The 24742-nt window shown below is 64.4% G+C and carries 23 protein-coding genes and 1 pseudogene; 14 read left to right on the top strand and 10 right to left on the bottom strand.

Annotated elements, in window-relative coordinates:
- Positions 1 to 58: 58 nt before the first annotated feature.
- Positions 59 to 586 (top strand): tetratricopeptide repeat protein, encoded by a 528-nt coding sequence (locus tag V7D81_RS09080; protein ID WP_324315900.1) that lies wholly within the window; start codon positions 59 to 61, stop codon positions 584 to 586.
- A 96-nt stretch (positions 587 to 682) separates the two neighbouring features.
- On the opposite strand, the gene V7D81_RS09085 is transcribed toward V7D81_RS09080, so the two are convergent.
- Together V7D81_RS09085 and V7D81_RS09090 are read right to left on the bottom strand one after the other, a co-directional pair.
- Positions 683 to 1735, bottom strand: coding sequence for a glycosyltransferase family 4 protein (locus V7D81_RS09085; protein ID WP_324315902.1), 1053 nt, complete (start codon positions 1733 to 1735; stop codon positions 683 to 685).
- Entirely contained in the window at positions 1732 to 2547 is an 816-nt protein-coding gene (locus V7D81_RS09090) for a UDP-2,3-diacylglucosamine diphosphatase (protein WP_324315904.1), read from the bottom strand. Before V7D81_RS09090 ends, V7D81_RS09085 begins: the two co-directional genes overlap by 4 nt.
- Before the next feature lie 429 nt (positions 2548 to 2976).
- Here V7D81_RS09090 and dtd point away from each other — a divergent pair, with 429 nt between their 5' ends.
- The 4 genes from dtd (at position 2977) to tatC (ending at position 4932) form a co-directional block, all read left to right on the top strand.
- Complete coding sequence (dtd, locus tag V7D81_RS09095; RefSeq protein ID WP_324315905.1) at positions 2977 to 3432, top strand: D-aminoacyl-tRNA deacylase; 456 nt, start codon at positions 2977 to 2979, stop codon at positions 3430 to 3432.
- Positions 3433 to 3510: 78 nt separating this feature from the next.
- On the top strand, positions 3511 to 3747 hold the full coding sequence (locus tag V7D81_RS09100; protein ID WP_349257639.1) for a Sec-independent protein translocase subunit TatA: 237 nt from the start codon (positions 3511 to 3513) through the stop codon (positions 3745 to 3747).
- Between the two features lie 43 nt (positions 3748 to 3790).
- Positions 3791 to 4156, top strand: a complete 366-nt coding sequence (gene tatB / locus V7D81_RS09105; protein WP_324315908.1) for a Sec-independent protein translocase protein TatB — start codon at positions 3791 to 3793, stop codon at positions 4154 to 4156.
- A complete protein-coding gene (gene tatC, locus V7D81_RS09110; RefSeq protein ID WP_324315910.1) occupies positions 4153 to 4932 on the top strand; it encodes a twin-arginine translocase subunit TatC in 780 nt (259 codons plus the stop codon). Before tatB ends, tatC begins: the two co-directional genes overlap by 4 nt.
- A 39-nt stretch (positions 4933 to 4971) precedes the next feature.
- On the opposite strand, the pseudogene V7D81_RS09115 reads toward tatC, so the two are convergent.
- A pseudogene (locus tag V7D81_RS09115) lies at positions 4972 to 6025 on the bottom strand (PDDEXK nuclease domain-containing protein).
- 224 nt (positions 6026 to 6249) lie between these two features.
- Between V7D81_RS09115 and V7D81_RS09120 the strand changes: the two are divergent.
- The 3 genes from V7D81_RS09120 (at position 6250) to V7D81_RS09130 (ending at position 11627) form a co-directional block, all read left to right on the top strand.
- Positions 6250 to 7773, top strand: a complete 1524-nt coding sequence (locus V7D81_RS09120; RefSeq protein WP_324315914.1) for a peptide MFS transporter — start codon at positions 6250 to 6252, stop codon at positions 7771 to 7773.
- Positions 7774 to 7786: 13 nt separating this feature from the next.
- Entirely contained in the window at positions 7787 to 9604 is a 1818-nt protein-coding gene (locus V7D81_RS09125; protein ID WP_324315915.1) for a M2 family metallopeptidase, read from the top strand.
- Between the two features lie 79 nt (positions 9605 to 9683).
- Positions 9684 to 11627 carry an OPT family oligopeptide transporter gene (locus V7D81_RS09130; protein WP_324315917.1) on the top strand — a complete coding sequence of 648 codons (1944 nt, stop codon included), beginning with the start codon at positions 9684 to 9686 and terminating at the stop codon, positions 11625 to 11627.
- An 81-nt stretch (positions 11628 to 11708) separates the two neighbouring features.
- On the opposite strand, the gene V7D81_RS09135 is transcribed toward V7D81_RS09130, so the two are convergent.
- Positions 11709 to 12119 carry a phage holin family protein gene (locus V7D81_RS09135; RefSeq protein WP_324315919.1) on the bottom strand — a complete coding sequence of 137 codons (411 nt, stop codon included), beginning with the start codon at positions 12117 to 12119 and terminating at the stop codon, positions 11709 to 11711.
- A 234-nt stretch (positions 12120 to 12353) separates the two neighbouring features.
- Positions 12354 to 13652, bottom strand: coding sequence for a homogentisate 1,2-dioxygenase (gene hmgA / locus V7D81_RS09140; RefSeq protein WP_324315920.1), 1299 nt, complete (start codon positions 13650 to 13652; stop codon positions 12354 to 12356).
- 107 nt (positions 13653 to 13759) lie between these two features.
- On the opposite strand from hmgA, the gene V7D81_RS09145 reads away from it, so the two are divergent.
- Positions 13760 to 14152: an MAPEG family protein gene (locus V7D81_RS09145; RefSeq protein ID WP_324315922.1), complete on the top strand. Its 393-nt coding sequence runs from the start codon at positions 13760 to 13762 to the stop codon at positions 14150 to 14152.
- Positions 14153 to 14353: 201 nt separating this feature from the next.
- On the opposite strand, the gene V7D81_RS09150 is transcribed toward V7D81_RS09145, so the two are convergent.
- The 4 genes from V7D81_RS09150 to V7D81_RS09165 all read right to left on the bottom strand — a co-directional run bounded on the left by V7D81_RS09150 (position 14354) and on the right by V7D81_RS09165 (position 20554).
- Complete coding sequence (locus V7D81_RS09150) at positions 14354 to 15382, bottom strand: GGDEF domain-containing protein (RefSeq protein WP_324315923.1); 1029 nt, start codon at positions 15380 to 15382, stop codon at positions 14354 to 14356.
- A gap of 8 nt (positions 15383 to 15390) precedes the next feature.
- Positions 15391 to 16653: a S41 family peptidase gene (locus V7D81_RS09155; protein WP_324315925.1), complete on the bottom strand. Its 1263-nt coding sequence runs from the start codon at positions 16651 to 16653 to the stop codon at positions 15391 to 15393.
- Positions 16654 to 16843: 190 nt separating this feature from the next.
- Complete coding sequence (locus tag V7D81_RS09160; protein WP_324315927.1) at positions 16844 to 19159, bottom strand: bifunctional diguanylate cyclase/phosphodiesterase; 2316 nt, start codon at positions 19157 to 19159, stop codon at positions 16844 to 16846.
- Positions 19160 to 19393: 234 nt separating this feature from the next.
- A complete protein-coding gene (locus V7D81_RS09165) occupies positions 19394 to 20554 on the bottom strand; it encodes a murein hydrolase activator EnvC family protein (RefSeq protein WP_324315929.1) in 1161 nt (386 codons plus the stop codon).
- 198 nt (positions 20555 to 20752) lie between these two features.
- Here V7D81_RS09165 and V7D81_RS09170 point away from each other — a divergent pair, with 198 nt between their 5' ends.
- The 4 genes from V7D81_RS09170 to V7D81_RS09185 all read left to right on the top strand — a co-directional run bounded on the left by V7D81_RS09170 (position 20753) and on the right by V7D81_RS09185 (position 23099).
- Positions 20753 to 21202, top strand: coding sequence for a rhodanese-like domain-containing protein (locus tag V7D81_RS09170; RefSeq protein ID WP_324315930.1), 450 nt, complete (start codon positions 20753 to 20755; stop codon positions 21200 to 21202).
- On the top strand, positions 21199 to 21468 hold the full coding sequence (gene grxC, locus V7D81_RS09175; protein ID WP_324315932.1) for a glutaredoxin 3: 270 nt from the start codon (positions 21199 to 21201) through the stop codon (positions 21466 to 21468). The genes V7D81_RS09170 and grxC overlap by 4 nt, the downstream gene beginning before the upstream one ends.
- 61 nt (positions 21469 to 21529) lie before the next feature.
- Positions 21530 to 22039 (top strand): protein-export chaperone SecB, encoded by a 510-nt coding sequence (gene secB, locus V7D81_RS09180; protein WP_324315934.1) that lies wholly within the window; start codon positions 21530 to 21532, stop codon positions 22037 to 22039.
- 25 nt (positions 22040 to 22064) lie between these two features.
- Complete coding sequence (locus V7D81_RS09185) at positions 22065 to 23099, top strand: NAD(P)H-dependent glycerol-3-phosphate dehydrogenase (RefSeq protein ID WP_324315936.1); 1035 nt, start codon at positions 22065 to 22067, stop codon at positions 23097 to 23099.
- A 182-nt stretch (positions 23100 to 23281) separates the two neighbouring features.
- Here V7D81_RS09185 and V7D81_RS09190 read toward each other — a convergent pair whose 3' ends face one another.
- On the bottom strand, positions 23282 to 23737 hold the full coding sequence (locus tag V7D81_RS09190; protein ID WP_324315937.1) for a tRNA (cytidine(34)-2'-O)-methyltransferase: 456 nt from the start codon (positions 23735 to 23737) through the stop codon (positions 23282 to 23284).
- Positions 23738 to 23788: 51 nt separating this feature from the next.
- Between V7D81_RS09190 and V7D81_RS09195 the strand changes: the two genes are divergently transcribed.
- The coding region (locus V7D81_RS09195; RefSeq protein ID WP_324315939.1) for a dihydroorotate dehydrogenase at positions 23789 to 24742 on the top strand (954 nt) is incomplete at its 3' end.

Here is a 24742-nt window from a genome sequence, read left to right on the forward strand (position 1 = left end):
GCGTGAGCGGGTGGCTGGCACACTCGCCTTCGCCCACGGACTTCCTACCAGAGCTGCAATGAAAAGATATGTTTCCCTGCTGGTTCTCGCGCTGCTGAGCGCGTGCTCCGTGCCGCAACCGTATCGACCCACGGCGCCGGCACCTTCGGTGCCTCCGCAGCAGCCCGGCTCGCCGCCTGTCGTGGAAACCCAGCCCGCCGAGACACCGCCAGCGATCGAAGTCCCGCAGCCGCTGCCGACACCGGTGATTCGCGAACCCGTGCTGAGCCCGGCATCGCGCGCGCTGGTCGGCCAGGCGCAGACGCAGCTCGAATCGAAGAATTTCGCGGTGGCTGCGTCGTCGCTCGAGCGTGCGCTGCGCATCGAGCCCGACAATCCGTTGCTCTGGATCGAACTCGGCAAGGTGCGCCAGGCCGAGGGCAACTACGTGCAGGCCGAGAACATGGGCCGCAAGGCCGTGTCGATGTCGACGAATGCGCCGAAGGCACAGTCCGCGGCGTGGAGCCTCATCGCGGAGTCGTATCGTGCGCGCGGCAAGAATCCGCAGGCGCAGGAGGCGCAGGCGCGGGCGGATCAGTTGCGCTGAGGAGAAAAGAATGGCTCTTCCTGTGGGGCCGGCTTCAGCCGGCTTCTTCAAGTGCAAAGGCCGGCTGAAGCCGGCCCCACAGGAAGAGGAAGAGGATCATCTATCTGTTCCGAACTCCGTGTCCTCCGTGATCTCCGTGTGCAACTCCTCTTCTTCCTGCCACACCAGATTCCCCAGAAACTGCCGCGTTGCCGCTCCCCATGTGTGTCGCAGCGCGTAGTCGCGACACTGCGCCGGATCGAGCATGAGCGCCGCGAGCGCCGCATTGCCGAGATCTTCGGCCAGTACACCCGTCACACCCTGCTGCACGACATCGATGGGACCGGTGACGGGGAACGCGGCGACGGGAATGCCGCAGGCCATCGCCTCCAGCAGTACGAGACCGAAGGTGTCGGTGCGACTGGGAAAGACGAACACATCCGACGCGGCGATGTGGCGCGCGAGCTCTTCGCCGAACTTGTAGCCGACGAAGACAGCCTCGGGAAAGCGTGATTCGAGTCCTGCACGTGCTGGACCATCACCGACGACGAGCTTCGTGCCCTGCCACGGCATCGCCAGAAAGGCATCGATGTTTTTCTCCACCGCAACGCGCCCGACATACACCGCGATCGGCCGCGGCAGAGTCAGGAACGTCTTGTCGTGCGGCCGGAACAGATCGACATCGACGCCGCGGGTCCAGCGCACCAGGTTGCCGAAGCCGCGGGCCTCGAGCTGCCGCTGCAGCGTCGGCGTCGCGACCATCGTGCGTGTCGCAGCCCCGTGAAAGCGGCGCAGATGCGCATAACTCAGCGACAGCGGAATCGGAAAGCGCGAGGCGACGTACTCGGGAAATTGCGTGTGATACGAGGTCGTGAAGGCGAAACGACGCCGGCGGCACCACTGGCGCGCGGCCGTGCCGAGCGTGGCTTCGGTGGCGATGTGAATCGCCTCCGGCGCAACCTCGCGCAGCATTCCGTCCAGCTGCCGGTACGGAAACCAGGCGAGACGGATCTCCGGATAGGTCGGACAGGGAAACGTGCGGAACTGCGTCGGCTCGATCACGCACACGTCGTGACCCAGCGCACGCAGATGCTGCGTCGTCGTCATGAGCGTTTTGACGACGCCGTTGGTCTGCGGCAGCCAGGCGTCGGTAACGATGGCGATTTTCACGCGACGCGCACGCGCGCCGCGGCGATCAAGAGCTCCTGGTGGGTCAGGACTTCGCGCGTCTCGGTCCAGCGCAGGAGCGCGAGCCGGCCGTTGAAATCCTCGGTGAGCGTCGTGCAGCTTTCGACCCAGTCGCCGTCGTTGCAATAGAGCACGCCGTCGATGTTCGTGATTTCGGCACGGTGGATGTGACCGCAGATCATGCCGTCGACGCCGCGACGCTTCGCCTCGTCCGCCAGCGCCTGTTCGTAGTTCGCGATGTACTTCACCGCGTTCTTGACCTTGTGTTTCAGGTACGCGGCGACGGACCAGTAAGGAAAGCCGAAACGACGGCGGAAAAAATTCACCAGCCGGTTGAGCTGCAGCACGAACGCATAGGCGCGATTGCCGAGCGCCTCAAGCAGCGGACTCGCCTTGATGACAGCGTCGAACTCATCGCCATGCAGCACCACGAAGCGGCGCCCGTCGGCCGTTTCGTGCAGCGCCTCGCGCCGGATCTCGACATTGCCGAACACCATGCCGTCGTAGTCGCGAAACACGCGGTCGTGGTTGCCGGGGATGTAGACGACGCGCGTGCCGCGCTTGGCCTTGCCAAGAATGGTGCGGATGACGTCGTTGTGTTCCTGCGGCCAGTAGAACGATTTCTTCAGGCTCCACAGGTCGACGATGTCGCCGACGAGGTAGAGGGTCTCGGTCTCGATCGAATGCAGGAAATCGAGCAGGTAGCGGGCACTACAGCCGCGAAACCCCAGATGCACGTCGGAAATGAAGACGCTGCGGAATCGAAATACCGGCCGGGCCGGATTCGGGCTCATACGTCACCTGTGCAGGACCGGGCTGGCGCGCACAGTGGCGTCCGGGAATGACGGACCGATGACAGTCCCGGTAATTTTGGTTGACAGGTCAGCGGGTTGGGCGGGGTTTCTTAGGTGAGATCGGATGCCGAGGTTCGAAGCCGTACGGAGCTATTTGAGTATGGATTTCCCACTTCGGCATCTCTGCGACGGTAATGCAGCACGACCCATGAGGAGGGTGGGCGAAGATTTCACCCGGGTAGCTGGAAGTCGGCGTCAACTCGTCCGACTACTCTGATCAGGCATGACCAGTCGCTGGAGACTCGTCATTTCTACCCTGAAAGTGGAATGGACAGGCGCGATGAATGCCACCTCTTCTGCACCTGTGGCAAATCGGAGGCGCGAATGTGCAATTTACCGCCCCGATTCGAACCATGCCATCCTCGCCGCATGATCGGACTCCTTCAGCGCGTAAGCCGGGCAGATGTCAGCGTCGGCGGCCAGGAACACGGCCGGATCGACCGTGGCCTGCTGGTACTGATCGGTGTCGAGCGCGGCGATCAGGAAGCCCAGGCGGACCGGCTGCTGGAGCGGCTGCTGACCTACCGGGTGTTTCCCGACGACCAGGGCCGCATGAACCGCAGCCTGCAGGAGATCGGCGGCGGGCTGCTGCTGGTGCCGCAATTCACGCTGGCCGCCGATACGCGCAAGGGCACGCGACCCGGATTCAGTCCTGCCGCAGCGCCGCAGGAAGGCGAGCGGTTGTTCGACTACCTGGTGTCGCGGGCACGATCCATTCATCCCGCGGTCCAAACGGGCGTGTTCGGTGCCGACATGGCGGTCGCGCTGGTCAACGACGGTCCCGTAACGTTCTGGTTACGGGTCGAGCCCGGCGAAAGTCCTTAAGAAATCGTCGGAGCCGGCTCACTGTCCGGGCCGGTGTATTGGCGTATGATCGCCGGCGTTTTCCCCCGGAGAGCTGCAATGGGTATTGGGTTTCGTGAGCTTCTGATCATTCTCGTGATCGCGCTCGTGATCTTCGGCGCCAAGCGTCTGAAGACCATTGGCTCGGATCTGGGCGGTGCGGTGAAGGGCTTCAAGAAGGCGATGGCCGAAGGCGAGGACGAGGACAACAAGCAGTTGTCGGCGCCGGCGGAAAAGGACGCGGATTTCGATTCGACGCCCGCTTCCAAGTCCGGCAGCAAGTCCACGAATGCCTGAGCGGTCGCGCCGCCGCGACCTCTGACCTTCCACCAGCACTTCCATGTTCGAAGTCGGTTTCACCGAGATCGTCCTGATCCTCGGTCTCGCACTCCTTGTACTCGGGCCGGAGAAGCTGCCCGGCCTGGCGCAGAAAATCGGTCGCTGGACCGGCCGCGCGCGTTCCATGGCACGCCAGTTGCGCACGCAGCTGGAGCAGGAAGTCACGATCGAGGAACTGGCGAAGTCGCGTCCGGGCGCGGCGCAGTCTTCCTCCCCAGCCGAACCTTCGATTCACACTCCGGCGGCGCCTGAACCTCCGGAGACTGCGCCCCATCGGGGACCGGAAATCGATCTCGACCAGACGGTGTCGGGCATCGAACCCGAGCCTGCTCCGCCCGCCTCGTCCGATACCAAGAACGCTTCATGAGCGCGGCCGATCATGAACGCGAGACACTCGCCGAAGGCTCGCTGATTTCTCACCTGGTGGAGCTGCGCGATCGCCTGCTGCGGGCGGTGATCGCGGTGTTCATCCTGTTCATTCCCTGCGCGTTCTTTTCCGATGAACTGTTCACGCTGGTCGCGACGCCGCTGATCGAGAAGATGCCGCAGGGCACCTCGATGATCGCAACCAGCATCGTCGCGCCGTTCATGGCGCCGCTGAAACTCGCGCTGCTGGCGGGCCTGTTCCTGGCGATGCCCTATGTGCTGTATCAGGCGTGGGCCTTCGTCGCGCCTGGGCTGTATCGCCACGAAAAACGCTTCGCGGTGCCGTTGGTGATCTCCAGCATCGTGCTGTTCTACGCCGGCGTCGCCTTCGCGTATTTCGTCGTGTTCCCGCTGATGTTCGCGTTCCTCACCAGCGCCGCGCCGCATGGCGTGCAGGTGATGACGGACATGTCGAACTATCTCGACTTCGTGCTGCTGCTGTTTTTCGCCTTCGGCGTCGCGTTCGAAATTCCGATCGCCACCGTGCTGCTTGCCGCCACGGGCATGGTGAAGGTCGAGACCATGACCAAGAATCGCGGCTACGTGATTCTCGGCATCTTCATCGTCGCCGCCTTCCTCACGCCGCCGGATGCGCTGTCGCAGTGCTTCATGGCGGTACCGATGTACCTGCTCTACGAAGGTGGGATCATCATGGCGCGCGTGCTCCTCAAGAACCGCGCCGCGCGGCAGCGCGAGCAGGAGCAGCGCACCGATTGACAGGGACGCCGACAGCCAGCGCCATCTGGCGGGCAATGTTCATGTCGTCTCGTTGTTCTGTTCCATTGCGTTTTGCAGATAGAACTCATGCAGCTTTGCCCGCAGCAAGGTCTTGTCCGGCAGTTGCGTCTGGATATTCCGCGATCAGCGCCGGTGACGTGCTGCGGTTCAGCGCGTACTCCACCACTTCATCATCCTTGCTGGCGCACAACAGCACGCCGATGGCCGGGTTTTCGTGCGGCTTCTTCGCATCGCGGTCGAGGGTTTCGAGATAGAAGTTCAGCTTGCCCAGGTATTCCGGTTCGAAGCGGCCGACTTTCAGCTCAATCGCCACGAGGCAGTTCAGGCCACGATGGAAGAAGAGCAAGTCCAACGTGAAATCGCGCCGGCCCACCTGCACCGGATACTCACTGCCGACGAAGCAGAAATCCCGACCCAGTTCGATGAGGAAGTCGCGCAACTGCCGCAGCAGACCCTTGTGCAAGTCTGCCTCGACATGGCCTGGCGGCAAGTCGAGAAACTCGACCAGATAACTGTCGCGGAAGACACTGGCCGCATCCGGGTGGCTTTGTCGCACGACGGGTGAGATTTTTGGCGGAGCCAGCACGGTGCGCTCGAACAGGGCGGCCTTGAACTGGCGCTCCAGCTGGCGGCTGCTCCACTGCTCCTGCACGGCCAGTTTCAGATAGAACTCCCGCTCCTCCGGGCGCTTGCTCTGACCCAGAATGATGAGGTGGTGAGTCCACGGCAATTGTCTCAGCAGTGCCGAGACAATTTCAGGGTCAGGATAGGCTTCATAGAACTGCCGCATCCTGAACAGGTTGGCGCGGGTGAAGCCACGCAACCCCGGCTGGGTCCGAGCCAGATAGCGGGCAAGCTCTGCCACCACACCCTCTCCCCATTCGGCAGCGGCGATCCTGCGGCTGATGCGCTCGCCGATCTGCCAGTACAGCTCGATCAGTGTGGTGTTGACCGCCTGCACCGCGCGTTGTCGGGCGCTGGCGATGAGCTGGGCAATATCGGAGAAATCGCCGGGACTGAGGATGCCATCGAACGTGGCTCGCTGTTGCTTGCCGAGCTTCTTTCCTGCCATGTCACTGTTCCTTGTGAGTTTGAAGGCTTGCGCCGCAAATCATGGCACGCAGCGCGCATGTATACATACGCCGCTGCGGAATCCGCTGGTTTCGCCTTCTTGCCGCTGCCGCAGAAGATCGGTGAGACTTGAGTCCCCGGTCGTCATATCTCTGGCAAGAATTCTGAACCGGCGCCGGCGCCACGCCCGAGCGTCCCAACCCGCACCGCGGAGCGAGCCCAAGAATGAACCAGCCGATCGAGCGCACAGCGCCCACGGATTCCACCAGCGGGCCGCAGATCTTCGGTCATCCCCGCGGTCTCGCGACCCTGTTCTTCACCGAGATGTGGGAGCGCTTCACTTATTACGGGATGCGGGCGCTGCTGGTGCTGTTTCTCGCGGACTCGGTCCGCGGCGGTTTCGGGCTCGATGACAGGACCGCCAATGCGATCTACGGTCTGTACATCTCCGCCTCCTACATCCTGTGCCTGCCGGGCGGCTGGATCGCCGACCGGCTGATCGGTTCGCGACTCGCCGTGTGGTACGGCGGCATCCTGATCGCGGCCGGCAATGCGCTGCTGGCCTTCGGCTCCGCACCTGCCACGTTCTACGGCGGCCTGATCGTCATCGTGTGCGGCGTGGGGCTGCTCAAGCCCAATGTCAGCGCGATGGTGGCCGATCTCTATCCGGAAGGCGGCGGCCGGCGCGATGCCGGGTTCACCATCTTCTACATGGGCATCAACATCGGCGGCTTCCTCGGTCCGATCGTGACGGGCTGGCTCGCGGTGAACTACGGCTGGCACGTCGCCTTCGCGGCCGGTTCGGTGCTGATGATCTTCGGCCTGGTGCAATACAAGCTGTTTCAGCGACACCTCGGCGACGCGGGCGTGCGCGTGGTGGATGCGCAGAGCGAAAGCAGCACCGGTCGTCATCGCAGCTGGTTGATCGTCGGCGCGCTGGTCGGCGTGATCGTGGCTGCCTACCTGCTGGTGCTCACAGGTGTGGTGACGATCAATCCGCTGACGGTCGCGCAGACGACCGGCGGCATCCTGTTCGGCATCGCCATCGCCTACTTCGCCTACATCTTCCTGCTCGCGGGACTCGATTCGACCGAACGCAAGCGCATGGCGGTGATCCTGTTCCTGTTCGTCGGCTGCATGCTGTTCTGGGCCGGCTTCGAACAGACGGGCGCGTCGCTCAACCTGTTCGCCGAGCGCTATGTCGATCGCACCATCGGCTGGCTCGGCAACTGGGAAATCCCCACCGCCTGGTTCCAGTCCTTCAACTCTCTGTTCATCCTGATCTTCGCCGTACCGTTTTCGATGCTGTGGGTCGCGCTCGCCAAGCGCAATCTCGATCCGTCGGCGCCGGCGAAGTTCGGCCTCGGTCTCATCATGCTGGGCCTCGGCTTCCTGTTCATGGTGTGGGCCGCGAACATCGTCTCGGATGGCGGCAAGGCGATGCCGTATCTGCTGATCCTTACCTACCTGCTGCACACCTACGGCGAGCTGTGCCTGAGTCCGGTGGGCCTGAGCTACGTCACCAAGCTCGCGCCGAAGCGCTTCGTCTCGCAGATGATGGGCGTGTGGTTCCTCGCGACCTCGCTCGGCAATCTCTCCGCCGGCCTGCTGGCAGGCATGTTCGAAACCACCAATGTGCAGGCGATGCCGGGTCAGTTCATGAACTTCGTCTGGTTCATCTGCGCTGCCGGCATCGTGCTGTTGCTGCTGTCGAAGCCGGTGAAGAAGCTGATGGTCGGCGTGAAGTAACGGAAGGCGACGCATGAAATCGAACTGGCTGATCGGCGCTGCGGTCTGCGCAGCATTGCTGTCCGCGGGCTGCACCAAGACGCCCGTCGATGCTGCAAAACCGAAGGAAACGGCGGACGAATTCGTCACACGGGTCAACGACGAGATGAAGGCGGCAGGCAAGGAGCTGGCCACCGCCGGTTTCGCCTATGCGACCTTCATCAATGTCGATACGGAATTCCTCAACGCCAAGGCGAACGAGCGCTATCTCGAAGCCTTCGGCAAGGCCGTCGAGGAATCGAAGGCCTATGAAGGACAGCAGCTCAGTCCCTCATCCGCACGCGCCATCGAACTCCTGAAGCTGGGTGTGGCGGCGCCAGCACCGAAGGATCCGGCGAAGCGCGCCGAGCTGAGCGGCATCACTTCGAAAATGGAAGGCATGTACGGCGCCGCGAAGTACTGCCCGAGCGGGCCGGAATCCTGCAAGGACCAGGGCGAACTCACCGACATCCTCGCCACCAGCCGCAACTACGATGCACTGACCGACGCCTGGACCGGCTGGCATTCCACCGCGCGTCCGATCCGCAAGGAATACGTGCGCTTCGTCGAACTCGCCAACGAAGGCGCGCGCGAACTAGGCTTCGCCGATCTCGGCGCGATGTGGCGTTCCGGTTACGACATGCCGGCCGACGACTTCACCCGGGAAGCGACACGTCTGTGGCAGCAGGTCTCGCCGCTTTACAACCAGCTGCATTGCTACGTGCGCGGCAAATTGCGCGAAACCTACGGCGAGGAACGCGTGCCCGAGAACAAGCCCATCCCGGCGCAACTGCTGGGCAACATGTGGGCGCAGCAGTGGGGCGAGATCTATCCGCTGGTCGAACCGTACAAGGGCGTGTCGGATCTCGATGTCACCAGCGCGCTGGTGAAGCAGAAGTACGACCCGGTGAAGATCACGCAGTCGGCCGAAGCCTTCTACGTGTCGCTCGGCTTTCCGAAACTGCCGCAGACCTTCTGGGAACGCTCGCTGCTGAAGCAGCCCGCCGACCGCGACGTGCAATGCCACGCCAGCGCCTGGCAGATGGACGGCTACGAGGACGTGCGCATCAAGCAGTGCATCGAGCCGACGCAGGAACACCTCATGACCGTCTATCACGAGCTCGGTCACGTATTCTATTACCTCTCCTACAAGGATCAGCCGTACCTGTTCCAGAGCGGCGCCAACGACGGCTTCCACGAAGCGATCGGCGATACGGTGAATCTGTCGATGACGCCGGCGTACCTGCACACCATCGGTCTCGCCGGCCCCGTGAAACGCAGCCGCGAAGCGACGATCAATCAGCAGATGAAAATGGCGCTCGACAAGATCGCCTTCCTGCCGTTCGGCAAGCTGATCGACGAATGGCGCTGGAAAGTGTTTTCCGGCGAAGTGAAACCCGAGAACTACAACGCCGCCTGGTGGCAGCTGCGCGAGCAGTACCAGGGCGTCGCGGCGCCGGTGCCGCGCAGCGAAGAGGATTTCGATCCGGGCGCGAAGTACCACATTCCCGCCAACACGCCGTACACGCGTTATTTCCTGTCCTTCATCCTGCAGTTCCAGTTCCACAAGGCGCTGTGCGACGCAGCGGGCTTCAAGGGTCCCTTGAGCGAATGTTCCGTCTACGGCAACGAAGAAGCCGGGCGACGCTTCCGCGAAATGCTGGCGCTGGGCCAGAGCCAGCCGTGGCAGGACACGCTCGAGAAACTCACCGGCACACGCGACATGGACGCCTCGGCGATCATGGATTACTTCGCGCCGCTGTCAGCGTGGCTGACCGTGGAGAACGAGGGGCAGCAGTGCGGCTGGGAATGATCGTGCCTGCGTCATCGCACATCGTCCTGACTGACCCTCATTACTAAAAATCGTTTGATCGCAATCGCGAGGATCGTCCATGTCATCGACCTCATCCACTGCCCAGCTCACGCCGCGCGCCATCGTTCTGTCGGTGGTGCTGGCGGTGATTCTGGCCGCAGCGAACACCTATCTCGGCCTGTTCGCCGGCCTCACCATCGCCACGGCGATTCCGGCGGCGGTGCTGTCGATGGGCGTGCTGCGCCTGCTGGGTGGCGGCACCATCCTCGAGAACAACATCGTGCAGACCGGCGCGTCGGCCGGTTCGTCCATCGCCGCCGGCGTGATCTTCACCATTCCCGCGCTGATCATTCTGGGCTACTGGCAGGACTTCAGATATTCCTGGGTGCTGGCGATTGCCGGACTCGGCGGCCTGCTCGGCGTGCTGTTCTCGGTGCCGCTGCGACGCTCGATGATCGTGGAGCAGCCGCTGCCGTTTCCCGAAGGCAAGGCCGCGGCGGAAGTGCTCAAGGCCGGCGAGAATCCGGGCCCGGGTCTGAAGATCCTCGGTCTCTCCGCCGGCCTCGGTGCGCTGGTCAAGCTGGCTGCGGAAAGCGGGTTGCGCATGATCCCTGACCAGGCAGCGGGCGCCGGCTTCTTCGGCAAGTATCTCGGCTACATGGGCACCGGCCTGTCGCCGGCGCTGCTGGGCGTGGGCTACATCGTCGGGCTCAACATCGGCATCGTCGTCGTCTCCGGCAGCGTGCTCGCCTACAACATCGCGATCCCGTTCTATCACGCGTTCCTGCTGAGCGGCGATCCGGAAGTCGCGGCCAAGGTCGTCGGTGCGACGGCAGCAGAAGCCGCGGCGATCATTCGCGGTGATCGCATCCGCTACCTCGGCGTTGGCACGATGCTGGTCGGCGGCGTCTGGACGCTGTTCTCGCTGCGCAAGTCGCTGCTGTCCGGCATCAAGAGCGGCATCGCGGCAGCGCGCAAGGGTGCAGGCGCCAATCTCGCCGAGACCGAACGCGATCTGCCGATGAAGTGGATGCTGGTCGCGCTGCTGCTGTTCGTGCTGCCGCTCGCGGGCCTGTACCAGGCGATCGTGCAGAACTGGGGCGTGAGCATCCCGATGACGATCATCATGATCGTCGCCGGCTTCCTGTTCGTGTCGGTGTCGGCCTATCTCGCCGGACTGGTTGGTTCGTCGAACAATCCTGTATCCGGCATCACCATCGCCACCATCCTGTTCGCGTCCGTCGTGTTGATGCTGCTGCTGGGCAGCGATTCCAAGATCGGCGCGGTGGCCGCGATCATGATCGGCGCGGTGGTGTGCTGTGCCGCGGCCGTCGGCGGCGACAATTTGCAGGATCTCAAAGCCGGCTATCTCGTCGGCGCCACGCCCTGGAAGCAGCAGCTCATGCTGGGCATCGGCGCATTTTCCTGCGCGCTGATCATGGCACCGGTGCTGAACCTGCTGGCGCAGGCCTATGGCATCGGCGATCCGACCCGCCCGGGTTCATTGCAGGCACCGCAGGCCACGCTGATGGCCTCGGTGGCGCAGGGTCTGTTCGGCGGCAAATTGCCGTGGGACATGATCATCGCCGGCGGCGTCATCGGCGCGCTGGTGATCGCTCTCGACAGCTGGCTGAAATCGCGCAATTCCAGTTTCCGCGTGCCGGTGCTGGCCGCAGCCATCGGCATCTATCTACCGCTGGAACTGATGGTGCCGATCTTCCTCGGCGGCCTGCTGGCTTACTTCGTCGAGAGGCGCCACGGCGTCGTTGGCACGCATGACGAGTCGCTGCGCGACCGCGTGCATCGTCCCGGCGTGCTGTTCTCCGCCGGCCTGATCACTGGCGAGGCGCTGATGGGTATCGCGATTGCCATCCCGATCGTCGTGAGCGAGCGCGCCGATGTGCTGGCGCTGCCGGCGCAGTTCCATTTCGGCCAGTTCGTCGGTCTGGTAGTGCTGGCGGTCGTCGGCTGGCTGCTGTATCGGGCGTCGGTGCGCGGGATGGGTGCGGAGAAGGCCGGCTAGCTTTGCGCTTCTGACTGTAGGTCAGGCTTTAGCCTGACTTCTCAGAGGCCGGCTAAAGCCGGCCCCACAGGCAGAGGAACGTTATCGTTTCCCGGAAATCACTTCGATCCGGCCGTTGTTGCCGATCAGGCCGGACGCGACCCACGAAGTCAGGCTGACGATCAGCGACGCGCCGATGGCGGTCCAGAAGCTGCTGATCGCAAAACCGCCGAGCAGCGCCGCGACCAGTCCCAGCATCCCGGCATTGATGACGATCAGGAACAGTCCCAGCGTCACGAGCGTCAGCGGCAAGGTCAGCACGACGGCGATCGGCCGGATGACCGCATTCACGATCCCCAGCAGCAAGGCCGCGGCGAGCAGCGTGCCCGCAGTATCGAACTGCAATCCCGGCAGCACCTTGGTGGCAAGCCACAGCCCGAGCGCGACGATCGCACAACGCAGAAAGAAACCGGTCACTGGCGAGACCCCCTGTGCAACGGGACGAGCGGACATGAAAGCATGAATCCGGCCTTTGCTGCGAAATTCAAGAAGCGGTTTTCACACGGAGATCACGGAGACCACGGAGGTCGGAAGAGAAAAGAATTTCCACGGGGAAGGAGTGGGAACACGGGGAGCACGGGGAAAGAAAATTTCTGTTCCGAGACCCCGTGTTCCCCGTGTCCCCCGTGGAAATTTTTCTTCTCTTCTCCGAACTCCGTGGTCTCCGTGATCTCCGTGTGAAACCTCCTAACTCTTGAACTGCCTGCGCAACCCCGACCAGCAGTCGGCATAGTCGGACTGCAATTGCGGCAGGGCGAGAGCGTAGGAGGTCGGGCGGATGACGTTGCGCGTTTCGAACATGAACGCCATCGTGTCGCTGATCCGTTGCGGCGCGGTCGTATCCGCAACGCTCGCACGTTCAAAGGTCGTCGCGTCGGGGCCGTGACCGCTCATGCAGTTGTGCAGCGAGGCGCCGCCGGGCGCGAAGCCGCCGGCTTTCGCATCGTAGACGCCGTGGATCAGGCCCATGAACTCGCTCGCGACATTGCGGTGAAACCAGGGCGGACGGAACGTGTCCTCCATCGCCAGCCAGCGCGGCGGAAAGATCACGAAGTCGATCGTGTCGACGCCCGGCGTATCGCTGGGCGATTGCAGCACCAGGAAGATCGACGGATCGGGATGGTCGTAGCTGATCGAGCCGATGGTGTTGAAGCGGCGCAGATCGTACTTGTACGGCGCGTCGTTGCCGTGCCAGGCGACGACGTCGAGCGGCGAGTGATCGATCGGCGCCGACCACAGATGGCCGAGAAACTTGGCGATGAGTTCGAAGTCGCCTTCGCGGTCTTCGAACCACGCGACCGGCGTCTGGAAGTCGCGCGGATTGGCGAGGCCGTTCGAACCGATCGGTCCGAGATCCGGCAATCGAAACGGCGCACCGAAGTTTTCGCAGACATAGCCGCGCGCCTGCGCTTCCAGCAACTCGACGCGAAAGCGCACGCCGCGCGGAATGACCGCGACTTCCTGCGGCTCGATCTCGATGAGCCCGAGTTCGGTCGCGAGCCGTAATGCACCGAGCTGCGGCACGATCAGCAGTTCGCCGTCGGCGCTGTAGAAGAACCGGTCGCGCATGGACTGGTTCGCGACATACCAGTAGATGCCGCAACCGCTCTGCGCTTCGGGCGAGCCGTTGCCCGCGGCCGTCGTGAGACCCTGCACGAAATCGGTGGGCCGCTCCGGAATCGGCAACGGGTCCCAGCGCAATTGATTCGGCGACGTCGCTGCGGCATCGAACTGGTTCGTGATCAATCCATCCTCGCGGCGTTCGAACCGGCCATGCATCGCGGCCGGGCGGATGCGATACAGCCACGACCGGCGGTTGGCGTGTCGCGGCGAGGTGAAGGCCGTGCCCGACAGTTGCTCTGCATACAATCCGAGCGGCGCACGCTGCGGCGAATTGCGTCCGGTCGGCAGGGCACCGCTGCGCGCCTCGGTGGCGAAGTGATTGGCGAAGCCGCTCTGGTAGGCGAGTGCTGACGCGGTATTCATGAGTGCCTGCGCAGTCGCTGGTGGCGGGGCGATGATATAGCAACGTCGGCAGGGCGGCGGCGATGCGGTACGCTTGCGACGGGACGAACAACTACAAGGCTCCGCATATGCATTACGTCGCGATCGTTACCGTTCTCGCCCTGATCGAATTCCTGTTCTTCGGCGCGCTGGTCGGACGCGCCCGCGCCCGGCACGGCATCGCCGCACCGGCGGTCTCCGGCAATGAAGTATTCGAACGCTACTTCCGCGTGCAGATGAACACGCTGGAACAGCTCGTGCTGTTTCTGCCGTCGCTGTGGATCTTCGCGCACTACGCAAGCGCGACCTGGGCCGCCGGCCTGGGCGCCGTTTTCATCATCGGGCGCGCCATCTATTGTCGTTCCTACGTGCGCGATCCGAAAAGCCGTTCGCTGGGATTCGTGCTGACGGCGTTGCCGACGCTGATCATGATCGTCGGCATTCTGGTGCAGGCGGTTCGCGCGCTGATGGCGGAGCAGTAGAACGAATCTGCTCAGATCGCCGTCGTTTGTTCCCTCCTCCGCGCAGCGGGGGAGGGTCAGGGTGGGGGCACAACGCAATCTGTGCTGCTTATCAAGTAGCCCCCATCCTGTCCTTCTCCCTCGCTGGGGGATCTCCGACGCGCTTTCGCGCGCCTCCTCCCCGCTGCGCGGAGGAAGGGACGCATCATTCGGGTCTACCCCTCAACCCGCCTGCTTGCGCAGTTCGCGATCCTGCTGCATGCGCCGGTCCGCGAGGATCATGAGTTCCTTCGGGTACAGGTGATCGCGCGGAAAGCTGGACGTGCCCACGCTGGCATTGGCGCGGATCAGGCGATTTGCGACCGAGACCGTGCTGGCATAGATGTTGTTGCGGATGCGCTGGGCGATGGCGGCGCCCATCGCTTCGTCGGCTTCCGTCAGCAGCACGACGAAATCATCGCCGCCGACCCGCGCCGCCACGTCGGAGGCGCGGATGGAGCGGCCGATGGCCGCCGCCACCGATCGCAGCACTTCGCTGCCGGCCTCGTGCCCCAGCGTGTCGTTCACGTAGCCGAGATTGTCGACGTCGATCATGGCGAGCGTGTACGGCCGGCCGAAGCGCTCGGCCTTGCGATGCTCCTGCTGCAGTACTTCTTCGAAGGCGCGCAGATTGAGCAGGCCCGTGAGCTGATCGCTGGCGGCGAGATCCGAGATGCGCTGCACCGCGCTCTGCATCTGTTCGATGAGGGCGCTGAGAATCAGTGCGATGGCGAGTCCGGGCAGGAGCTTGCTGAGCATGAGCACGGCGAACTGCGCGCTGGCCACATCGACGTCCGGCGTCAGCGCGCCCAGCAGCAGCCCGAGCAAGGCGATGACGAAGGCGGTGAGCGCGACGAGCCACCAGCGTCCGAACGCCAGCGCCACGGCCGCGAGCGGAATGAGATAGAGCGCCAGCAGCGCGCTTTGCGCAGCGCCGGTCGCAATGGCGATCAGCGTGACATAGAGGATCGTGGCGACGACGGCGATCCAGTGCTGGCGCGCCACCGGTCGCTGCAGCGCCGGAATCAGGCGCACCAGCACAATGCTGAAACTCAGCAGCGCGAGCGCGGCACCAGCCAGCACCGGGTTGCCGACGGTGGCCGGCGCGAAGGCAAACTGCAGAACACCGCTGGCGAGCGCCAGCAGCTCCAGGCCGAGCAATGCCTTCGTGGCGAAGCCCTGGATAGCGCTCCCTGCCGGCGCAGCACGCATGCGCGCGATTACTTCAGGCTGCTTTGCCGGATCGGACGATCCGTATCGCGGGTCGAGTCATCCTTGAGCAGGCCGAGCGCGAGCCCGGTTTCATAGTCGATGCCCGCCACCTTCGGCGCGTCGGCCGCCTGCTTCGCATCGATCACCACGTCCGGCGTGATGCCGACCTTGTGGATCGACACGCCCGACGGCGTGTAGTAACGCGAGGTGGTGAGCTTGACGGCATGACCATCCGACAGCGGCATCACGGTCTGCACCGAACCTTTGCCGTAGGTCTGCTGACCGAGGATGGTCGCGCGATGATGATCCTTGAGTGCGCCGGCCACGATTTCCGACGCCGACGCCGAACCGCCGTTGACCAGCACTACCAGCGGCGCGCCGTTCAGCGCATCGCCGGGTTGCGCATCCATTTCGAACTTCGCATCGGCGGCGCGGCCGTTCGCCGTGACGATGATGCCGTCTTCGAGGAAGACGTCGGAGACGCCGATCGCTGCTTCGAGCAGGCCGCCGGGATTGTCGCGCAGGTCCAGCACCAGTCCGTGCAGCTCGCTGCCGTTGCGGCGCTTCAGCTGTGCAATGGCCTTTTCCAGATCGGGTGTGGTGGTCTCGCTGAAATGCGAAATCTGCACATAGCCGATGCCCGGTTCGAGCAATTTTTCTTTGACGCTGTGCACCTGCACGTTGGCGCGCGCCAGCGTGAACTGCAGCGGCTGCGGCGTCTCGCGACGGGCGATGGTGATCTTGACCATCGAGCCCGGCTTGCCGCGCATGCGATCGATGGTGTCGTCGAGATTCTCGACGCTGACCGGCACTTCGTCGACGGCGACGATGGTGTCGCCGGCGAGCACGCCGGCGAGCGCTGCCGGGCCGCCTTCGATCGGCGAGACGACATTCACGGCGCCGTTCTCCAGCGCCACTTCGATGCCGACGCCGGAGTATTCGCCCGCGGTGCTGATGCGGATTTCGTTCAGCTCTTCGGCATTGAGGAAGGAGGAGTGCGGATCGAGATCGCCGACGAGTCCGCGGATGGCGGCTTCGATGAGTTCTTCGTCGGAGACATCGTCGACGTAGTCCTTGCGGACGAGTTCGAGGACTTCGGCGAGCAGTCGCGCGTCCTGCCAGCGCATGGGTTTGTCGGTGGCGGCGACCGGCTGTTCCGGTGCGATGCGTCGTTCGGCCTGGACGCTCGGGCCGACGGAGAGGCCGGCACCCAGCACGACGCCGAGCATCACCAGCAACAACACGCGAAAGGGTCGGGGAAATCGGTTCACGGTCACTGCACTTATGGATCGAAGGCCGCCATCAATATACAGCCGGCGTCGGCGGCTTAACGCCACTAAACGGCGCAGGCATTCCCTGAATCCCGTATGCCACCGGCTCGGTCTGTTTCTTCCTGTAGGTCAGGCTTTAGCCTGACTGTTTTCAGGCCGGCTGAAGCCGGCCCCACAGGAAGAAGAAAAGTCAGCCGGCGAGCCGCGCCATGAGCGGCGAGCCGGACACGCGCGTCACGCCGGGCGCGCCGCGCAGGATTTCCTGCAGCACCGCTTCCAGCGCCCGCGGCCGGCCGATCGCAAAGCCCTGCGCATAGTCGACGCCGAGCCGGCCGACGGCAGCGAGGATCGCTTCGCTTTCGATGCTCTCGGCGGTCGTCCTGAGATTCATCGACTGCGCGAGCTGCACGATCGCCGTCACGGTGGCCTGCGAGCGCGAGCCCGTGGCGAGATCGCGGATGAGCGCGCCGTCGATCTTCAGATCGGACACCGGCAGCGACTTGAGATAGGTGAGCGAGGACAGGCCGCGCCCGAAATCATCGAGCGCGATGCCGTGACCCAGGCCCTGCACGCGGCGGATCAGCGTCTCGGCGCGCACGATGTTGGCCACCGCGGCGGTTTCGGTGATCTCGAACGACAGCAGGCCCGGCGGCAGTTCGTACTCGCGCAGCTTGGCTTCGAGGAAGTCCGGGAAATTCTCGTCGCTGACGGACTGGCTCGACAGGTTGATGGCGAAATGCGCGCCGAGGCCCTGCAGCGCCGGCGCGGCCGACGAGAGGATTTCCAGCGCGTATTGAATGACCCAGCGATCGATGTCGGAGGCGATGCCGTGGCGCTCGGCCGAGAGGATGAACTTGTCGGGCGAGACGCTTTCGCCGGAGGCGTCGATCATGCGCAGCAGCAGTTCGAAGCGGCGCGCCGGCTCCTGCGAATTCAGTCTGACGATCGACTGCGCTTCCATGCGGAAGCGATCGTTGGCAATCGCCTCGCGCAGATCGCCGGCCGGCGTTGCATCCTCGAAACGCGGTCCTTCGAGAACCGGCGCAACTGCGGCGACGGTTTCCAGTATCGGCACCGCGACCGGCGGCGTTTCGATCGCTGCCGCTGGCGGCACCGGTTCCTGATACAGCTCGACTCGTCCGCGACCGCGCTGCTTGGCCGACTTGCAGGCGACTTCGGCCGTGGCGAGTGCGTGCGACAGCGGCAGGCGCGTTTCCGGCACGACGGCGAGGCCGAAACTCATGGACAGCGCGATGCGTTGGCCTTCGTGACGGAAATCGAGCTGTTCGATGCTCTCGACCAGGCTGCTGAAAAATTCCTCCGCCGCCTGCTGCGGCGTATCCGGCAGGAACAGCGCGAAGCGATCGCCCGAGATGCGCGAGGCAATCACGCTGCGCGGCAGATTGACGCGGATGGTTTCGGCGATGCGCGCCAGCACCTGATCGCCGACGTGCATGCCGTGGTTGTCGTTGATGACGTGCAGGCGATCGACGTCGGCATAGCCCACGCAGTGCCGGTCTTTCGGTCCCTGCGCGAGCGTGGCGAGCGCGCGGCGTTCGAACGCAGGGCGCGTGAGCAGGCCGGTCGCCGGGTCGTAGGAATTCTGCAGCACGTACGCGATGCGGCGCGCCAGCATTTCGACGATGCGCACCTGGCGCAGCTCGAAATCGGGCGCCGAATGCGGACGGAACAGCAAGAGGATGCCCGACACCGGTTCCGCGCCGTGACGGATCGGACAGGCGAGGATCTTGTACGGCAGCGTGCCGAGCGGACTGTTCGGCGGCGCCTTGTTGAGCGTCAGCGTGCGGCGCTGCACCTGCGCCCAGGCGAACAGATGGCGCTGCGTGCGATCGAGCAACTCCGCATCGGCGCGACGCTGCGCCGTGGCGAAGACCGTGGCGGCGATTTTTTTCTCCGGCACGAACAGCGCGCCCGCGGCGCAGTCGAGGTGATCGACACAGCTGCGCACGAGCTGGGTGAAATCATCGCTCTCGCCTTCTTCGGCGGCGCCGTTCGAATCGAGCAGCAGGGCGAGATCGCCGTCGCGCAGCGGCGCGCTCTGCGGCGTCTCCTCGACGGGGTTCTGATTGACGAGTTCGCGCGTCAGCACCTGCAGCGCCGGACGCAGCAGGCCGACCATCAGCGAGAACGGACGCGCGCCGCCGCTGCCGTCGCGACAGGACAGCGCGACCGCACCCAGCAGGTGAGCACCTTCGCGCAGGATGAAGACGTAGGCGGTTTCGCCGTCCCAGGAACGGGCGAAGCCGTCGCGTTCGGATGGATCGGGATCGGGGCTGCGCGCCGCGTTGAGCGCTTCTTCGACGACCTGCGGCAGGTCGGGGCCTTCGCAGCCGTCGGAAAGCCACAGCGGGGTGGCGAGGTGATCGTAGATGCCGATGCACAGCGCCCGCGGCATCAGCATTTTCATCAGCTGGCCGTAGGGGTCGAGCGAGGTCGACAGCGACTGCGCTTCCACCGTGTCTTCGTCGTCGAGAATCGTCGCCATCCGCTACTGCTTCCCACCCCGTGCGCCAGGGCATGTCGTTCGCGTTCTGGGAATGGATCATCCATCCGGGGATGCAGGGGTTCCTTGAAGTCGACCGCACTTTCGAGCGGCCGGTACGGTAATAACATATCGTCGGCGCGATGTCGGCGAAACCCCCGTGACCGCAGTCACGCTTTCCCTGATTTCCTCCTTGTTTTTCCAGTGCAGCGCGTCACTGCAGCGTCGGCGAATCGCTCACGGTTTTCGCAGCCAGGGGGCGGGATCCAGGGCCTGCCGGCCCTGGCGGATTTCGAGGTAGAGACCCGGTTTGCCGAAGCCCGCGGCGTCGCCGACGGCGCCGAGCGCATCGCCCGCGGCGACCCGCTCGCCGACCTTGCGATAGAGCTGCTCGTTGTAGCCGTACAGGCTCATGAAGCCGCCGCCGTGATCCAGCACCAGCAGCAGGCCGAGACCGGGCAGCCAGTCGGCGTATACGACGCGACCGGGAAAGGGCGCGCGCACCTGCGTGCCCCGATCGGCGCCGATGACCATGCCCTGCCATTTCAACGGGCCGCCCGCGCGGGTCTGTCCGAAACGGGCGAGGGCATTGCCTTTCACCGGCCAGGGCAGCTTGCCGCGGGCGCGCGCAAAGGGCTGATCGCCGTAGTCGGGAAATTCCTGGATCGCGCGGCGCAGCTGTTCGACGAGTTTTTCCAGCGCCTGCGCCTCGCGCCGCGCCTTGGCCAGTTCGTCGTTGCGCGTCTTGATCGTCGCCTGCACCTTCGCCAGCGTGAGCTTGCGCTGGTCGCGCGCGCCGGCCAGCGATTTCACTTCACTGGCCTGCTCGGTTTCGAGGGCCTTCAGCCGTGCCGCTTCGGCGCTGATGTTTTCGCTCAGCAATTCCAGGTGCGACAGGTGTTCGGTGATGGCGGTGATGCGCTCGGCGCGGGCGCGGCCGAAATAGCCGTACCAGGCCATGGTGCGGCCGAGTTGCGCCGGATCGCCCTGGTTCAGCAGCAGCTTGAGCTGTTCCTGACGCCCGTTCATGTAGGCCGTACGCAATTCGCCGGCCAGCGCATCGCGCTCCGCATCGATTTTCTTCTGGGTGTCGGCACGTTCCGCCTGCAGCGACTTCAGGCGGGCCTCGGCGGCCTCGCGGCGTTCGCGCACGCCCGACAGCCGCTCGCGGGCGGACTGGACGGCGAGATCCGCCTGGCGCACTTCCTTGCTGAGCGAATCGCGTTTTTCCGCTTCGGCATGGATCGACCGGCGAATGGACTCGATCCGGCTGCGGACCTGCTTGAGTTCGCCTTCTTTGGCCGCCGGATCGGCCGCCGCGTGGACAGGCAGGCCGTTGCCCAGCCACAGGCCGATCGCGGCGATGGCGAGGCCCAATCCAATCCCTGCCCGCCGCATCGCTATACGAACCTCCCGCCGCATTCTGCAAAACCGCGCGCCGGGGCTGTGAGCCCGGGACCGGCTGCTATACTTTGCGCCCTTTTTTGGGTGGGCCTCGGGGCCGGCAGGAAGCGGCGGCACGAGCCGCACGCCTTCCAACTCCCCGATTGAGCCCCATAGTCGCGTCTGACCCAACCGGACGGATGATCTGCAGCAATGAGTCGATTTCTGGAATACATCACCAACCATCCCTTCCTGATCGCGGCCGCGGCGATTCTGGCCGTTCTGGCGATCGTGATCGAGATCCGCGAGCGCGCCAAGGGTTCCTCGATGCTGGGCACCGGCGATGCCGTGCGGCTCACGAACTCGGGCGCGCTGGTACTCGACGTGCGCGACGCGGGTGAATACGACGCCGGCCACATCATCGATGCGCGCAACATCCCGGCGAAGGAAATCGGCGAGCGCGCCGAGACGCTCAAGAAGTACAAGGACAAGCCCGTGGTGGTGTGCTGCGAAAACGGCTTCGCATCGGCCACCGCCGCGAAAGCACTCAAGGCCGCGGGTTTCAACAAGGTGGCGACGCTGCGCGGCGGACTGCGCACCTGGCGCCAGGAAAATCTGCCGCTGGTGAAGGGCAGCGGCAAGAAGGACGGGAAGCAGGCATGAGCGCCGCACCCGTCGTCATGTATTCCACCGCGTACTGCGGCTACTGCCAGCGCGCGCGCAGCCTGCTCGAACGCAAGGGCGTCGCGGTGCAGGAAATCAAGGTCGATGAAGATGCGCGCGAGCGCGAGACGATGATGCGAAGAAGCGGCGGACGCCGCACGGTGCCGCAGATTTTCATCGGCGAGCGGCACGTTGGGGGATACGATGATCTGGCGGCGCTGGATCGTTCGGGCGAACTCGATCAATTGCTGATGAGCAAGACCTGAAACGCCTTTCGCTGCGGCGAAACGGCCATTCATAAAATTCCACGACTGAGGATTAACGATCATGGTTGACGAAGTTCCCCCCCAGGCGACCAACGGGCAGGTCGATCCGAATGCGCCGCAGTTCGCCCCGCAGGCGGTGTATCTGAAGGATGTGTCGTTCGAGGCGCCGATCGGTCCGCGCGTGGCGCCGAACTCGGCCAACCCGACCATCAGCCTGAACCTCAACACCTCCGTGAACGATCTCGGCGGCGACATGAAGGAAGTCGTGCTCACGGTGCGCGTCGAAGCCAAGGCCGCGGAAAAGACCGTGTGGCTGGTCGAGGCGCAGCAGGCCGGTGCTTTCGGCATGCGCAATGTGCCCGCGGCCGACGCGCAGCGTCTGCTCGGCATCTTCTGCCCGAACTACCTGCTGCCCTATGCGCGTCACGTGATTTCCGACCTGCTCACCAAGGGCGGCTTCCCGCCGTTCCTGCTGCCGCCGGTCAATTTCGAAGTGCTGTTCAATCAGGCCGCCGCACAGGCCGCACAACAGCAGGCGGGCGCTGCGCCGGCCGGCAACGCCGTGAACTGATCGGCATCGCGCCGCAACGTTTCACATGAGCAGCACGCCGGAGACAGGAGCGACACCGGCGCCTGCCAGGATCGCGATCGTCGGCGCCGGTTCCTGGGGAACGGCGCTGGCGATCCAGTTCGCCCGCGCGGGTTGCGTCACCACGCTGTGGGGACGCGATCCGCACCACATGGCCGAACTGGCGCGCGACCGGCGCAATGCGCGTTACCTGCCTGACGCTCCCTTTCCCGAATCACTGACGGTCGATGCCGATCTCGCGCGCGTGCTCGCGGCGCATCGCGACATCGTCGTGTCGGTACCGAGTCACGCGCTGCGCGGCATGCTGGTCGAGCTTGCGCAGCATCGTCCCGCCTCCATGCGCCTGGCCTGGGCGACCAAGGGTTTCGAACTTTCGACCGGTCTCTTGCCGCACGAAGTAGCGGGGCAGGTGCTGGGCTCGGATGTGCCGACCGCAGTCATCTCCGGTCCGACGTTCGCGAAAGAAGTCGGCGCGGGGTTGCCGACGGCGATGACAGTCGCCTCGGCCGATGCCGAATTCGCAAGCGAACTCGCCAAGCGCATTTCGGGCCTGAATTTCCGCGCCTACACCTCCACCGACATCATCGGCGTGGAAATCGGCGGCGCGATCAAGAATGTACTCGCCATCGGCGCGGGGCTGTCCGACGGGCTCGGCTTCGGCGCGAATACGCGCATCGCGCTGATCACGCGCGGGCTGGTCGAGATGACGCGGCTCGGCGTGGCGCTCGGCGCACACAAGGACACGTTCATGGGACTCGCCGGCCTGGGCGATCTCGTGCTCACGTGTACTGACAATCAATCGCGCAATCGCCGCTTCGGCCTCGCGCTTGCCGCGGGCGAACGCATCGACAGCGCACAGAAGGCCATCGGCCAGGTCGTCGAAGGCGTACTCGCCGCGCGCGCCGTTCGCGAAGTCGCTACACGCGCCAACGTCGAAATGCCGATCAGCGAGCAGATTTATCGCGTCGTCCATGAAGGCATTCCACCCAAGGACGCCGTCAAGGAACTCATGAGCCGGGCGCTCAAGCCTGAGCATTCCTGAAGTTTCACACGGAGTTCACGGAGAACACGGAGATTCGGAAGAAGAGAAGAAAGTCTCCACGGGGGACACGGGGAACACGGGGCTCGGAACAGAATGAATTTCCTTTTCCCCGTGCTCCCCGTGTCCCCCGTGGAGAATTCTTCTTCTCCGTGTTCTCCGTGAACTCCGTGTGAAACCCTTCTTCATCCGAAATCCTGCTGCCGCCACGCCTCATAGGTAACGACGGCGACGGCGTTCGACAGGTTCAGGCTGCGGTTGCCCGGTCGCATGGGAATGCGCAGGCGCTGCTCCGGCGGACACCGCTCCAGCACGTCCTGCGGCAGACCGCGGGTTTCCGGGCCGAAGACGAATGCGTCGCCGGCGGCGAAGCGCGGCGTGTCGTAACGAACCGTGCCGCGCGTCGAAATCGCGAACCAGCGGGGCGCGCCGATCGCAGTGAGGCACTGGTCCAGCGAATCCCATTGCCGCACGTGCGCCAGCTCGGCGTAGTCCATGCCGGCGCGGCGCACGGCCTTCTCGTCGAGATCGAAGGCGATCGGCCGGATGAGATGCAGATGCGCGCCCGCATTGGCGCTCATGCGGATGACGTTGCCGGTGTTGGGCGGAATTTCCGGCTGGAACAGGATCAGGTGGAACATGCGGTGACGGGCTACTGGCTACAGGCTACGGGCCAGAGCAGAATGCGATCTATGAGTGACTCAAGCAATACGGCCGCATCGCTCGCGCTGGATTTCTGCGGCCTGAAGTTCGCCTCGCCGATCGTGCTGTTGTCGGGATGCGTCGGCTTCGGCGAGGAATACACCCGCGTCGAGGGCTTCTCCAACCGCGATGCCGGCGGCATCGTGCTCAAGGGCACGACGCGCGAGCCGCGCCTGGGCAATCCGCCGCATCGCGTCTACGAAACGCCGATGGGCATGCTGAACGCGATCGGCTTGCAGAATCCCGGCGTCGATCATGTCGTGACGACAATCCTGCCGACGCTCGATTTCACCGAGACACGTTTCATCGCCAACGTCTGCGGTTCGACGATCGAGGACTACGTCGAAGTGACGCGCCGTTTCGACGATTCGCCGATCGATGCGATCGAAATCAACATCTCCTGTCCGAACATCAAGGAAGGCGGCGTGCAGTTCGGCAACTATCCGGAAATGTCGGCACGCGTGGTCGCGGCGTGCCGCGCCGTGACGAAGAAGCCGCTGATCACCAAACTCTCGCCGAACCAGACCGACATCCGCGAGAACGCGCGTCACTGCATCGAGGCAGGCACCGATGCGCTCGCGGTGATCAACACCGTGATGGGCATGGCGATCGACGTGAACACGCGCCGGCCGGTGATCGGCAACGTCCAGGGCGGTCTCTCGGGCCCTGCGATCAAGCCGATCGCACTATTGAAGGTGCATCAAGTGTACGAAGTTGCGCGCAAGCACAACGTGCCGATCATCGGTCAAGGTGGCATCTGCTCGGCCAACGATGCGCTCGAATTCCTGATTGCCGGCGCGACGGCCGTCGGCGTCGGCACTGCGCTGTTCTACGATCCGCTGGTGTGCCCGAAGATCAATCGCGGCATTGCGGACTACCTCGCTCGCCACAACCTGCGTTCGGTCACCGAGCTTGTCGGTACCTCATCGGCTCATCCGCCGGCG

Source organism: Povalibacter sp. (assembly GCF_036735925.1).
In the GTDB taxonomy this organism is placed as follows: domain Bacteria; phylum Pseudomonadota; class Gammaproteobacteria; order Steroidobacterales; family Steroidobacteraceae; genus Steroidobacter.